The organism is Streptomyces sp. CWNU-52B (assembly GCF_047444975.1).
Lineage (GTDB): Bacteria > Actinomycetota > Actinomycetes > Streptomycetales > Streptomycetaceae > Streptomyces.
The window spans coordinates 250,114-263,176 of the sequence record NZ_JBLFJV010000013.1; the positions used below are offsets into that span (position 1 = coordinate 250,114).

The following is a 13,063-nucleotide window of genomic DNA, read 5'->3' on the forward strand; positions in this document are numbered from 1 at the left end:
TGCGCGCGTCGGGGCCGCGCGACGGGTCCGTCCCCGACGACGAAGCCGCGTTCCTCACCCCGCACGACCACCCCGCACGTCCGCCGCCGGCACCCAGGTGCGGATGCCGGCGGCGGACGTGCGGGGCAGGGAGCGGGCCAGGGATCAGAGCGCGGAGGGCGCCGTCGGCCTGACCGTCGTCCGCGTCCCGTCGACCAGGCGCAGGAAAGCCTCGTCGAGGTCCTCGGTGCCGGTGATGGTACGGATGGTGTCGGGGGTGTCGTCGGCGATGATCCTGCCCTCGCGGACCAGCACGATGCGGTCGCAGCGGGCCGCTTCGTCCATGACGTGGCTCGAGACGAGGATCGTCACCCCGGTCGACCGGGCCAGCGTGCGGAAGTGGTCCCACAACGACCGCCGGAGCACCGGGTCCTGACCGACCGTCGGCTCGTCCAGCACCAGCAGCCGCGGCTGGGCGACCAGCGCGCAGGCCAACCCGGTGCGGGTGCGCTGCCCGCCGGACAGGGTGTGGACCCGCTGACCGGCGTAGGCGCTCAGCCCGGCCTGCTCGATCGCCGCGTCGACGGCGGCACCCCGCTTTCCGTACAGGGCGGCGAAGTGCCGTACGTTCTCCAGCACGGTCAGGTCCCCGTAGGTGCTGGGGGACTGGGTCACATAGGCGATGTCCCGGCGCAGGGAAGCGGTACCCGCGGGGCTCCCCATCACCGTGACCAGACCGCTCTTGATCTTCTGAAGGCCGACGACACAGCGCAGCAGCGTGGTCTTTCCACTGCCGCTCGGCCCGAGCAGACCGGTCACGGTGCCGGACGCGACCGTGAGGTTGAGCCGGTCCAGGACGAGTTTCCCACCGCGGTGGACCACGAGGTCACGTATCTCGACGACAGGTGTGTTCATGTCCGTTCTCCATTCACAGGACAGGGGGTGCGGGCGGGTGGACCGGTTCACGCGGTGCGCCGGCGGATGATCGCCGCGGTGCCCAGCAGCGCGGCGGCGGTGAGGCCCACCATCCCGAGACCGTTGACGAGCAGTTCGATGCCGCCGAAGGAGTGCTCCCGGGCGGCCGTCATGGAGCGCGTGATGGTGGAGAACGGCATCCAGCGTTCGAGGTTCTGCACCCAGGACTCCATCCGGTCCACGGGCCAGAACACCCCGCAGATCAGGAGCTGGGGCACCATCAGCCCCGGGACCAGCTGCGAGGCCTGTCCCTCGTTCTGGCACAGCGCGCTGCACACCAGTCCGAGGCTCATGCCGAACAGGGCACACACGGGCACCACGAGCGCGACCATCCACCAGGGGGTCGCCGTGTCCAGGCCGTCCACCAGATAGCCGACGGTGATCGTGGACCCCGCCTGGGCGAGGCAGATGACCACCGAGGCGCAGAGGTATCCCGCGACGAACTCCCGGCGGCCGGTGGGGGTGGCGAGCACCGCCTCCAGGGTCCCCCTGTTGCGCTCGCGCACGATGAGCGTGCTGCCCACCATGTACATGGACATGGCCGGGAAGATCCCGACCATCATGGCTCCGGTGGGGCTGAACTTCTCGGCCGAGTCGAAGAGATGGCGCACGAAGAACATCAGCAGGGCCGGCGCGACGATCAGGAAGGCGCGGGAGCGGGCGTCCCGGAACACCTCACGGAGAACGCGGAGCGTGATGGCCCGCGTGATCTGCACGGAGAGCACGGTCGGTTCCTTCCTAGGCGGTCCGCCGCCGGAGCAGGGTCGGTACACACAGGGCCGAGAGCAGGACGATGAGCGCGACCGTCACGGACGCGTTCACGATCGTGGCCGAGGTGAGGGAGGAGTGGGTCTGCAGGCCCTCGATGGCGGCGATCGCGTAGTGCCACGGCGCGATCGTGGCCAGGACCTGCATCCACCCGGTCATGTCGTCGTACGGGCGGAACAGCCCGGCCACCATCAGATGCGGCAGCGCGATAGCGGGCAGGACCTTCGTCAACTGCAGCTCGTCGTGCGCCAGGTTGACCACGAACAGGCCCAGCACCACCCCGAGCACACAACTGAGCAGGGCCATCACGGCGACCGCCCAGATCGGCCCGGCGGTGTCCAGCCCGAGCAGGCCGTAGCTCACCGACAGGGTGAGGGTGATCTGCGCCAGGGCGGGCACGGAGAAGGCCAGGACGTAGCCGATCAGCACGTCGAGCCGGGTCACGGGCGCCGACAGCAGGAACTCCAGCGAACCTCGGTAGCGCTCGCGCTGCATGGCGAACGCGGCGAACAGGAAGGCCGGGGCCGTGGGGAAGAGCCCGGCGACCAGGAGACCGGTCCGGTTGAACGACTCCGGGTACCCGCCCATCAGGCCGGCGCACAGCACCATGACGAAGGCCGGGGAGATGGTGAAGAGGAACAGCGTGCGGTAGTCCCGGCGCAGCTCCTGCAAGATCCTGCCCGTGATGTTCAGGCAGTTGTGAGAGATCATGTGATGGCTTCCCTTCCGGAGCCGGGGTGCGGTGACGAACGTTCGGACCTCACAGAACCCGCCGCCCCCTGACCATCTCCCGGCTGCTTTCCCGCAGAAAGCCGAGCATCAGCCGCCGTACGTCCGGGGGCGCCTGGCGGGCGGCCCACCACATGGTCTTGGCGACGCGCTTGGGGGTCGGATTGATGAAGCGCAGCTCCCGTTCGGTCCACCCCCAGTGCCGGGGTACGAACGCGGCCCGCTCCAGACGGTCGTAGAGCACGTCGGCCGCCTCGTGCCCGGAGGTCCGGCCGTCCGCGTAGGCCTGGCACTGGTCGACCATGGCGTCGAACAGCTCGCCGTAGCCCTCGTGGTCGGACCAGTGCAGGCCCGGGTTCTCGCAGTTCTCCAGGTCCAGGAGGTGGGCGTCGTCGCCGTCCTTGCGCCAGTTGCGGAACGCCTCCAGGGAACGGAAGGTCCCGGCGTTCGATCCCCAGGCCCAGATCCGGAACACGGCCGACCACAGCTCGTGGTGGGAGAACGACTGGTAGGCGGCGTTGACCAGTTTGTCGTTGCCGTCGAACAGGGCCTGCTGGCGCCGGTCGACGCCGGCGAACCGCTCGGCCGAGAAGTCGTCGTCCTGCACAGCCCGCAGAATGCGCCAGGCCAGGACGTTCACGGCCTCGCAGGTGTTGTGCAGACCGCGGGAGAACAGCGGGTCGATGAAGGCCGCGGCATGGGCGAGCAGCACCCAGCGGTCACCGACGGTGCGGCTGGAGGAGTACTGCAGGCGCTCGGTGGAGACCCACTCCCGTACCGGCTTGGCGCCCTCTAGCTGCCGTGCGACATCGGGGAAGCGCTGGACGTGGTGCCAGAAGTCCTCCTCGACGGTCGCGCCGGCCGGCTTGGGGTACGTCCTGGGGTCCAGGGTGAGACCGACGCTGCACAGGGGATTGCGGGAGCTGGCGTGGTTGTCGAAGGCGATGATCCAGAACCAGCCGCGGTCGAAGGTGTGGTGGACGGTCCCGTCGTACCAGGGGACCGGGGGAGTGTCGGCCTTGGGGCGCCGCAGCACGTCGTCGGTCCGCGGCACGTTCAGCATGTGGTTCCACATCGACCGCGAGTGGTGCTTGAACCGGCAGGGATTTTCGCGCAGTTGGAACTTCTGGGCGAGCGGTGAGCGGTAGCCGCTGGCGTCCACGACGTACCGGGCCCGGAACTGTTCGCCCTGACTGGAACTGATGGTCACCCCGGAGCCGTCGAAGTCGACGTCCTCGGCGGTGAACCCGGTCCGCGTGGTGCAGCCGTACTTGATGGCGACGTTGTGCAGGTACGCGTCCGTGTCCTGGCGCAGCATGTGCGCCGCCGGATGCAGCAGCAGCTTCGGGAAGTTGAACATCGTGACCTGCTGCGGGTCCTGCGCTTGGCCCTCGTCGTGCTTGAGGAAGCCGAAGTGGATCTTCTGGCCGTGCGCGGCGGAGATGACCTTCTGGCAGCCGGTGAAGGTGGACACGGCCATCAGCTCCGGCACGTCGTACCGCTCCGCCATGGTCCGCAGCGTCACCAGCATGTTGGGGATGGTGGACTCGCCGATGGCGAACTTGGGATGGGACTTGCTGTCGAGCAGAAGGACCTTCGCGCCCTGGCGGGCCAGAATGGCGCCCAGCATGGAGCCGGCGAAACCGGACCCCAGGATGGCGACGTCGTGGAGGTCCTTCTCTGGATTGTCGGTGGTCACGTCTACGCTCCGAAGTGGTGGGTTTCCGGCTCGGTGGCGGTTCATCGCCGGCTCGGTACCGGCTCAGTACTTGTCCGGCGCGGGCACGCGCAGACGGCGGCCGAGCAGGGGCCGTCCTGAGAGGAAATGCTTGAACTCCTCCGCGATCTCGAACTCGCCTTTCGCGAAGCGCTTCTTCATGAACAGGGTCAGCCCTTCGTACGTCAGCCTGCCGATTTCCTCCGGCGCGTCCTTCTTCGCCCACTTCAATACGTGGCGAATACGACTGACGGGCACGTCGAGGCAGTGCCGCTCGGGTTCTTCGAGCCCGAATTCCGGGGGCACGAAATCAGCCGTGCGAATCCGTTCGTTGATCGTCTTCGCCGCCACTTCGGCATTGAGTTCGTTCCGCTCGACGGCGTGACAGATTTCGCTGACCTCCCGCAGCAGTTCCAGGACCGGGGCGTAGGGCGACTCCTCGGGAATCGTCTTGCCCCGCCACCAGGCGTGCTCCAGCGGCTCCAGCACGGCTGTGTCCCGGGTCGCCAGATAGCGCGCGTACAACCGGTTGACCTCGAAGGTGGCGATGATCTGGCCGAGGGCCCAGATCCTGAACCAGGCGTTCCAGAGGTGCGGATCCCCGAACGAGACGTAGGCGTTGGCGCACAGGTCGTCGTTGAAGTCCAGCAGACCCTGTTCCAGCTCCTGCATGTGGGCGAAGCGCTCCACGGAGAAGTCGTCGTCGCGGATCGCGTCCAGCAGGCGGTGCGTCAGCGCGTGAACGGTCTCCATCGTGTTCGACATGCCCCGCGAGAACAGCGGGTCGATGAATCCGGCGGCGTGCGAGGTAAGGCACCAGCGGTGGCCGACCGTCTGCCTCGGCGAGTACTGCAGCCGTCCGGTGCGCACCCAGCTGCGCACCGGACGGGCGCCTTCGAACTGGGCGGCGATGTCGGGATACTTCACCAGGAAGCGCTGGAACTCCTCCTCGGGCGAGCAGTCGGGTTCCGGGTGCAGCCGCGGGTCGAGCTGGATGCCGATGCTGCACAGCGGGTTGGTGGCCCGGGGGTGGTTGTCGAAGGGGATGACCCACATCCAGCCGCCGCGGAAGAGGTGATGCAGGGTTCCCTCGTGCCACCGGCTCGGGAAGCCGGAGTCGGGCAGCCCCACGTCGTCGAAGGGCCGGACGCCGACGAAGTGGTTGAACAGGGTCCGTGAGTGGTGCCGGAACCGGGTCGGCTCCTCGCGCAGGGCGAACTTCTTCGCCAGCACCGACCGGTGCCCGCCGGCGTCCACGACGAACTTCGCCCGTACACCGCCACCCGTCGCCAGCTGCAGCGTCGCACCGTCGTCGTCGAAGTCCACGTCGACGACCGGCTGCTGCTGCAGGACACGCGTGCCGTACTTCACGGCGACGGTCAGCATCCACGAGTCGACGTCCTGGCGGAAGTAGTGGTTCTCCGTGTTCAGGATCTTGGGGATCTGGAAGTGCGTGCGGTCGGCGGGGTTCTGCCGCTCACCCTCGTGGTGGTACAGAAAACCGAAGTTCCGCTTGACTCCGCACTGGGTGGTGACGTTGGCGTACACGCCTTCGAAGGTCGCCAGATGCTTGATCTCGGGAACGCCGTACCGTTCGGCGACGAGGCGCATCATCATCGAGGTGAAGGGAATGGTGGACTCCCCGATGGTGAATTTCGGGTGAGTGCTCGCGTCGATCAGCACCACCTTCGCGCCGTTCCGCGCGAGGCACGCGGAAAGAATCGAACCGGCCACTCCGGATCCGATGACTGCGACGTCATAGAGTGAACGACTTGCTCCGTCGTCGGCCATATCCCGTTTCTCCGTTCACAGGCGGTTGGCATGCGTCCCGGGGCATGGTGTCCCGCACTCCTCGATGACTGGTCGAGTCCCGCTGCCGGCACTCGGGTGTCCGCTCCTCCGTGAATGCCGGGCCGCGGCCGAAAGGAGATCGTTCGAGTCCGTCTCAAGGGAGGGCGGCTAATTTCCGTCGCGGTTCGATCGGTATGGCGGACATGCCCGGGAGGAGCGGCCGATGAAATCCCCTGACCCCGCCGAAGCGGTGGACGTCCACCGCACGGCACCGGATCCCGAGGAGAAGTACGACGTCGCGATCCTGGGGGCGACCATGACCGCCGGACTGCTGGGCGCCGTACTGGCCCGGCAGGGCCTGCGCGTGCTGATCGTCCCGGCCGCCGGTGACCGGACCGAGGCGTCCGGCGAGACGACCGTGCCCTACACCGCCGAGGTCTTCCTGCTCCTCGCCCACCGCTTCGACGTGCCGGAGATCGCGGCGTTCGGCCTCTTCAGCGATCTGCCGGCCGACATCAGGCGGTCCAGTGGGATCAAGCGGAGCCTCGGTTTCCTCTATCACCGTGCGGGCCTGCCTCAGGATCCCACCGAGAGCATGCAGTTCAACGTGCCGGGCGAACACGCGGAATGGCACCTGGAACGGCGCAGCGTCGACACGTACACCGTCCGCCTGGCACACCGTTACGGCGCCCACGTACTGCCGCCGGAGATCCACGTGACCGACGCGTGGACGGAGGCCGACGAGGCGCGGATCACCACCAGCGACGGCCGTGGCCGGCGAGCGCGCTACCTCGTCGACGTCGGCGGACCTGACTCCCCGCTGGTGGCGAGGAACGGCGGCGACGACCCCGAACCGCGGCTGGCACTGCGCTCCCGCGTGCTCACCACGCACATGACGGGCGTGACACCGTTCGAGGAGCTCCACGGCAGCGCCGACTACCCCCGTGTCACGCCCTGGTCGCAGGGGACCGTGCACCATCTCTTCGACGGCGGCTGGATCCAGCTCGTCCGGTACGACAACCACCCGGCCGGCGCGAACCCGGCCACCGGAGTCACCCTCAGCCTCGACCCCGGCCGGTGGGAAGGGCTCCCGGCCGACCCCGAGGAGGCGTTCCGGGCCGTGGTGGCCCATTTCCCCGACCTGGAACGGCAATTCGGGTCCGCGACCGCGGTGCGTCCCTGGACGAGCGCACCGCTGTGCCAGCGCACCGCCTCCCGCACCCACGGCGAGCGGTGGTTCGCGCTGGAGCGGTCCGCGGCGCGCAACGACCTGTTCCTGTCCCGGGACGTCACCATGGCCGCGGAGATGGTGCACGCGCTCGCCTCCGTCCTCGTCCCGGCGGTGCGGCGCGACGACTTCTCCCCGGCCGCGTTCAAACGGGTCGCCGCCTTCCAGGACGAACTCGGCGCCTTCAACGACCGGTTGCTGCACGCCGCCCGGGTCGCCTGCGGGGACTTCCGGCTCTGGAACGCCTTCGCCCGGGTCTGGCTCCTGTGGCAGATCCTCGCCGACCTCTCGCTCAAACGGGCCCGGCTGGACTGTGCGGCTCAGGGCGGGCGGGACTGGGCTCCCGTCGAGCGGTTCGACCTCGGCGGCATCTGGTTCCACGTCCCGGCCGGTCTGCGGTCCGTCATCGACCGCACGCTGCGGACCATCGAGCGGGTGGCGGCCGGCGAACTGGCCCCGCACCTGGCCGCGGACCGCGTCTTCGCCGCTCTGCGTCGCGAGCCCTGTGTCCCGCCGCTCTACGCGTTCGGCGACCCCGGGGCCCGCGTGTACCACTTCACGATGCCGAAGCGGCTGCGGATGCTGTGGTGGGTCAAGACCTCCGCGCCACCGGACTTCCGCCGCCTGCTGACCAGGGACAACGTCACCTCGGTGACCTCAGCTTCGGCCCGCTAGCCGCACCGTCCGCATGGTGCCGCCGCCCGCGCAGGGCGGCGGCACTTCGCCGTGCGGCCCGGCAGCGAGATGCTCAGGAGGTGCCGAAGCCCACGCGGAGGGCCCGCCGTCGGCCCCGGGGCGGGGGCCGGCGACGGGCCGAGTGAGGCCGGTCGGTCAGACGGCGTCGGGCAGCAGCCGGGCGTACCCGCCGCGCCAGTACGTCAGGGGCAGGTGTTCCTGGGCCGAGCCACCGCCCACCACCCGGCCGATGAGCAGCGTGTGGTCGCCGGCCTCCACCGCGTCGTGCACCGCGCACTCGGCGTGCCCGATCGTGGCCGGCATCAGGGGGATGCCGGTGACCGGGCCCGCCGTCCAGCGGACCCGCTCGAACTTGTCGGCCGCGGGGGACGCGAACAACTGCGACACGGTCTGGCCCTGCGCGCTCAGGATGCTCACCGAGAACAGGCCGCGCTCCAGGACGGCCCGCAGTGTCCCGCTGCGGTTGCTGACGCTCGCCAGCAGCAGCGGCGGCTCCAGCGACACACTGCACACCGCCGAGCAGGTCAGCCCCCGCGGTTGGTCCTCCTCGTCGTACGTGGCCACCACCGAGACACCGCTGGCCAGGGATGCCATGACCGTGCGGAACAGCTCGGTGTCGACGGACGGGGACGTCGTGGACGCGGTCATCGCGGTCGCCGGGCTCCGCATCACAGGTCACCCGCTTCCACGGCCTTCGTCAGGGCGGGCCGGTCGAGCTTGCCGTTGGAGGTCCTGGGCAGGTCCTCCGTGAGGTGCAACACGTCGATGTTCATATAGGTGGGCAGCCTCTCCGCGCAGCGGTGCTTGACGGCGAGCAGGGAAGGCCGTTGTCCCGGGGAGGGGACGACGACCGCGTGCAGCCGGGACGCGAGGCCCTCGCCGATCACCAGTACCGTCACCTCGGCGACGGATTCCAGGGTGCCGACGGCCGCCTCGATCTCGCCCAGCTCGATCCGGTTGCCGCGTATCTTCACCATGTGGTCGCGACGGCCGATGTACTCCAGGTTCCCGTCCGGCCCGAGCCGGGCGATGTCGCCGGTCCGGTAGGGGCCGCGGTGCGGCTCGCGCCCCCAGTAGCCGAGCATCACCGTCGGTCCGGTCACGACCACCTCGCCCTCCCCGCCGGGCGGGGCGTCCAGGACAACGGTGTCACCCGAGCAGGCCCGGCCGATCGGCAGCGGCGACTCGCGGTCCAGATCGGCCTCCGTGACCTCGTACGACGTGCAGACGTTGGTCTCGGTCGGCCCGTACCAGTTGAGCAGCCGCACCCGGGGCCAGGCCTTGCTCAGCGCCTGGACGTGATGGATGGCGAACGGCTCGCCGGCGAAGACGCAGGCCCGCAGCGCGGTGGGAGCGCTGCCGTCCAGCAGCTCCCCCTCACGGATCATCAGGCTGAGCGTCGACGGCACCGAGTACCAGACGCTGATCTTCCGCTCGCGGATGAACTGGGCCAACTGGAAGGGTGCGTAAGCCAGTTGTTCCGGTACCAGGTGCACGGAGGCGCCGACCTTGAAGGCTCCGTACAGATCGAAGACGGACAGGTCGAAGTTGAACGGCGCGTGGTTCGACAACCGGTCCCCGGGTGTGAGCCGAAGCTCCCGCACGGCCCAGTCCACGAAGGCCAGGGCGTTGCGGTGACTGATGCACACGCCCTTCGGCTCTCCGGTGGAACCCGAGGTGTAGAGGATGTACGCCGGGTCGTCCGGGCCGTTCTCGTACGGCTCCGGGGGCGCTCCGGCAGACGCCTGCGCCAGCAGATCCTCGAACCCGGCCAGCGGGGCCGCGTCCCACCCCGCCGCGCGGGCCCGTTCCACCCCGCTCCGGTCGGCGACCACCAGTGCCGGCTCGCAGCTCGACGCGATCCGCGACAGGCGCGTCGGCGGATTCGAGCCGGTGACCGGAACGTACAGGGCACCGATGCGCAGCGCGGCCTGCATGACCGCGATGGCGTGCACGCACTTGTGACTCCACACCAGCACGCGGTCCCCCGGACGCACCCCGCGCAGCAGCAGCGCCGTAGCGGCGCGGTCCGTGAGCCGGTCGAGGGTCCGGTAGTCGACGGCTCCCTCGTCGCCGTGCACGGCCATCGCGTCGGGACGAAGCCGGGCGGAGTCGTACAGAAGTCGGTGCAGGCTGATCGTGGTGCTCATAGTCCCAGCTCCCTCGAGATGATGTCGCGCTGGATGTCCGATGTGCCGGAGAAGATGACGGAGGACACCGAGTCGCGCAGCGCGGCCTCGATGCCCTCGCCGCGCAGATAGCCGCGGCCGCCGAAGAGCCGTACGGCGTCGAGCGCGGTGGTCAGTACGCCTTCGGAGACGGCGAGTTTGGACAGGGCGGCCCACAGGTCTGCCGGACCGCCGCGGTCCATCTCCCAGCAGGCGCGGTACAGGAGCAGCCGGGCGCTCTCCGTGCGCAGCTTCATGTCCGCGATCCGGTGTGACACCGCCTGGAAACGCGCGATGCGGCGTCCGGACTGACGCCGTTGCCCGGCGTGTGCCACGGCCCGGTCGATCAGCCGGTCGGCGAGCCCGAGGAAGCCGGCGAAGAGACAGGCCCGTTCCCAGCCCATCGAGTGCTGGAAGATCCAGCCGCCCTGGCCGGGGGCGCCCAGCACCTGGTCGTCGGGGACGAAGCAGTCCTCGAAGCGGATCCGGCCGGCCGGGCACTGGGACATGCCCATCTTCTCGAACGGCTCGCCGGCCCACAGCCCCGGGGCCGCACGGTCCACCACGAAGCCGGTGACCCCCAGATGGCCGGCCTTGGGATCCGTGGTCGCGTAGGTCACGAACACGTCCGCGACGGGACCGTTGCTCACGAAGCTCTTCTCGCCGCTCAGGATCCAGCCGCCGTCGGTGCGCTCGGCGGTGGTCGCCAGCCGCGAGACGTCCGACCCCGACTCGTCCTCCGTCATGGCGTTCGCGGCGATCAGCTCACCCGAGCACATCCCGGGCAGCACGCGCGAGCGCAGCGCGGGCGTACCGAAGTCGACGATCGGCATCGCGCACGCGAAGAGATGCGCACAGGCCCCGAAGACCAGGCCGGTACGGTCGCATCCGCGCCCGAGTGCCTCCACCTGACGTGCGGTGTCCAGCGCGCCCAGACCGCCGCCGCCCAGTTCGGCGGGGACGGACAGGCCCAGCAGACCGAGCTTGCCCAGCTGCGTCCAGTCCGTCCGGGTGTACGGGCCGGACGTCTCGGCACCGGAGGAGAACACCTCACGTACGGAGGCCAGAGTGCGGTCGTAGACGTCCCGTTGGTCCGCGGTCCACGCGAAGTCCATGGTGCGTGCCTGCCTTTCCGGTTACTTGGGAGTGGTGATCAGCGTGTGGTCCGGATGCGGCGCACGGGCATGCGACGGCAGGAGGCCGTCCTCGTCGTGCCCCTTCGGGTGCCCCAGGAGAAGTGACAGCAGCGGGGCCGCCATGGCGGTCGTGACCAGAGCCATCACGACCATCGCGCTGAAGAGCTCGACACTCAGCAGGCCGAGGTGCAGACCGACGTTGAGGATCACCAGTTCGGTCAGACCGCGCGTGTTCATCAACAGGCCGAGCGTCGTGGCGTCCCGCCAGCCCATCCCCGTCAGCCGGGCCGGGATCGCCACCCCGCCGAGTTTGCCGAGACAGGCCACCGCCACGACCGCCAGGAGCACCAGGGCGCCGCCGCCGGTGATCGTCGTGAGGTCGACCGACAGTCCGGTCACCACGAAGAAGAGGGGCAGCAGCAGCCTGCCGGTGTTCTGGAGCGGTGCGAAGGCCGTCTGCAGGAGTTGCTTGTCACGAGGCATGATCAGGCCGAAGAAGAAGGCTCCGAAGATGGCGTGGATACCGATCTGCGAGGTGAGCCAGGCCGAACCGAAGGCACCGAACGCGGCCAGCGCCACGGTGTAGGAGCGCGCGGAGGCGGACATTCGAGTGACCAGCCGGGCCAGACACGGCCGTACGATCCACAGCATTCCGGCCACGTAGACGATGGACCAGCCGACCACGGTGAGGAAGCCGGCTGTTCCCGAGGCCGTCGCGAGCGCCACGACGAGGGCGAGCATGCACCACGCCAGGACGTCGTCGGCGGCGGCCAGGGCGAGGGAGAGCGCGCCGGGCATGGTGAACTGCAACCGCTGGTCGGTGACGATCCGCGCGAGCACCGGGAAGGCCGTGATCGACATGGCCACACCGAGGTAGAGGACGAACTGGAGCATCCCCACCTGCTTGCCGTTCACCGTCCCGTAGGCGTCATGGATGAGGGCGGCAAGGCCTATGCCCAGGCCGAGCGGGAAGGCGATCGAGCAGATCCAGATGATCCCGGTCGAGCGCCGGCGCCCCTTGAGGGTGGCCGCGTCGAACTCCCAGCCGATCACGAACATGTAGAGGATCAGTCCGACCTGGGCCGCCGTGTTCAGATGCGCCCGCGCCTCGACGGGGAAGAGGCGCTCGGGCAGGTCACCGGGCAGCAGGCCCAGAAGACTCGGCCCCACGCAGATGCCGGCGGTGATCTCACCGATGACCGCGGGCTGCCGGATGCGGCGGGCACCGAAGGCGAAGAGGGTGCCGGTCAGCAAGGTCAGGGCGACTCCGCCGATGATCGTCGTGCTCAGCCACTCGGCATGTTCGGGCGCGCTCACACGGACTCCTTGATGAAGAGGGACGGAGGGGGACGGAGAGGGGAGGGAAGTCATCGGCTCCAGGTGTCGCCGCCGGTGAGGAGGGTTGCCAGGTCGCCCTTGCCGTGCTGTTCGACGGCCGTGTCGAGCTGGTCGGCCATCTGGGTGTCGTAGACGGGGCGGTCGACGGAGCGCAGGACGCCGATGGGGGTGTGGTGGAGGGTGTCGGGGTCGGCGAGGCGGGAGAGGGCGAACGCGGTGGTGGGGGAGGTGGCGTGTGCGTCGTGGACGAGGATCAGTGGTTCGTTCTCCGGGGTGACGGTGACGACGCGCAGGTCTCCGGTGGCGGGGTCGCGTACGACGCCTTTCGAGCCGGGGCCGCCCTCGGTGTGGGGGGTGCCGAAGCGGATGGGCTGTCCGTGTTCCAGGCGGATCACGGCTTCCTGGGCCTGTTGTTTGTCCTTGATGGCTTCGAAGGCGCCGTCGTTGAAGATGTTGCAGTTCTGGTAGATCTCGACGAGGGCGGTGCCGGGGTGGGCGGCGGCCTGGCGCAGGACGTCGGTGAGGTGTTTGCGGTCGG

The 13,063-nt window shown here is 69.3% G+C and carries 10 protein-coding genes and 1 pseudogene; 1 reads left to right on the top strand and 10 read right to left on the bottom strand.

Features of this window, described 5'->3' with window-relative positions; translation table 11 throughout:
• Window positions 1-144: 144 nt before the first annotated feature.
• The 5 genes from ACLVWQ_RS16040 to ACLVWQ_RS16060 all read right to left on the bottom strand — a co-directional run bounded on the left by ACLVWQ_RS16040 (window position 145) and on the right by ACLVWQ_RS16060 (window position 5,959).
• Complete coding sequence (locus tag ACLVWQ_RS16040) at window positions 145-894, bottom strand: ABC transporter ATP-binding protein (protein WP_414109363.1); 750 nt, start codon at window positions 892-894, stop codon at window positions 145-147.
• 47 nt (window positions 895-941) lie between these two features.
• On the bottom strand, window positions 942-1,679 hold the full coding sequence (locus ACLVWQ_RS16045) for an ABC transporter permease (protein ID WP_414109364.1): 738 nt from the start codon (window positions 1,677-1,679) through the stop codon (window positions 942-944).
• A 13-nt stretch (window positions 1,680-1,692) separates the two neighbouring features.
• A complete protein-coding gene (locus tag ACLVWQ_RS16050) occupies window positions 1,693-2,433 on the bottom strand; it encodes an ABC transporter permease (protein WP_414109365.1) in 741 nt (246 codons plus the stop codon).
• Between the two features lie 49 nt (window positions 2,434-2,482).
• Entirely contained in the window at window positions 2,483-4,150 is a 1,668-nt protein-coding gene (locus ACLVWQ_RS16055) for an NAD(P)/FAD-dependent oxidoreductase (protein ID WP_414109366.1), read from the bottom strand.
• 63 nt (window positions 4,151-4,213) lie between these two features.
• Window positions 4,214-5,959 carry an NAD(P)/FAD-dependent oxidoreductase gene (locus ACLVWQ_RS16060; RefSeq protein WP_414109367.1) on the bottom strand — a complete coding sequence of 582 codons (1,746 nt, stop codon included), beginning with the start codon at window positions 5,957-5,959 and terminating at the stop codon, window positions 4,214-4,216.
• A gap of 223 nt (window positions 5,960-6,182) precedes the next feature.
• Between ACLVWQ_RS16060 and ACLVWQ_RS16065 the strand changes: the two genes are divergently transcribed.
• Window positions 6,183-7,862: an NAD(P)/FAD-dependent oxidoreductase gene (locus ACLVWQ_RS16065; protein ID WP_414109368.1), complete on the top strand. Its 1,680-nt coding sequence runs from the start codon at window positions 6,183-6,185 to the stop codon at window positions 7,860-7,862.
• A 156-nt stretch (window positions 7,863-8,018) separates the two neighbouring features.
• Here ACLVWQ_RS16065 and ACLVWQ_RS16070 read toward each other — a convergent pair whose 3' ends face one another.
• The 5 genes and pseudogenes from ACLVWQ_RS16070 to ACLVWQ_RS16090 all read right to left on the bottom strand — a co-directional run.
• Window positions 8,019-8,552 carry a flavin reductase family protein gene (locus tag ACLVWQ_RS16070; RefSeq protein WP_414109370.1) on the bottom strand — a complete coding sequence of 178 codons (534 nt, stop codon included), beginning with the start codon at window positions 8,550-8,552 and terminating at the stop codon, window positions 8,019-8,021.
• Window positions 8,552-10,033 carry an amino acid adenylation domain-containing protein gene (locus tag ACLVWQ_RS16075; protein ID WP_414109371.1) on the bottom strand — a complete coding sequence of 494 codons (1,482 nt, stop codon included), beginning with the start codon at window positions 10,031-10,033 and terminating at the stop codon, window positions 8,552-8,554. The genes ACLVWQ_RS16070 and ACLVWQ_RS16075 overlap by 1 nt, the downstream gene beginning before the upstream one ends.
• Window positions 10,030-11,166: an acyl-CoA dehydrogenase family protein gene (locus ACLVWQ_RS16080; protein ID WP_414109372.1), complete on the bottom strand. Its 1,137-nt coding sequence runs from the start codon at window positions 11,164-11,166 to the stop codon at window positions 10,030-10,032. The genes ACLVWQ_RS16075 and ACLVWQ_RS16080 overlap by 4 nt, the downstream gene beginning before the upstream one ends.
• 21 nt (window positions 11,167-11,187) lie before the next feature.
• A complete protein-coding gene (locus tag ACLVWQ_RS16085) occupies window positions 11,188-12,504 on the bottom strand; it encodes a cation:proton antiporter (protein ID WP_414109373.1) in 1,317 nt (438 codons plus the stop codon).
• Between the two features lie 50 nt (window positions 12,505-12,554).
• Window positions 12,555-13,063: pseudogene (locus ACLVWQ_RS16090) on the bottom strand (2-oxoacid:ferredoxin oxidoreductase subunit beta); the annotation flags it as partial.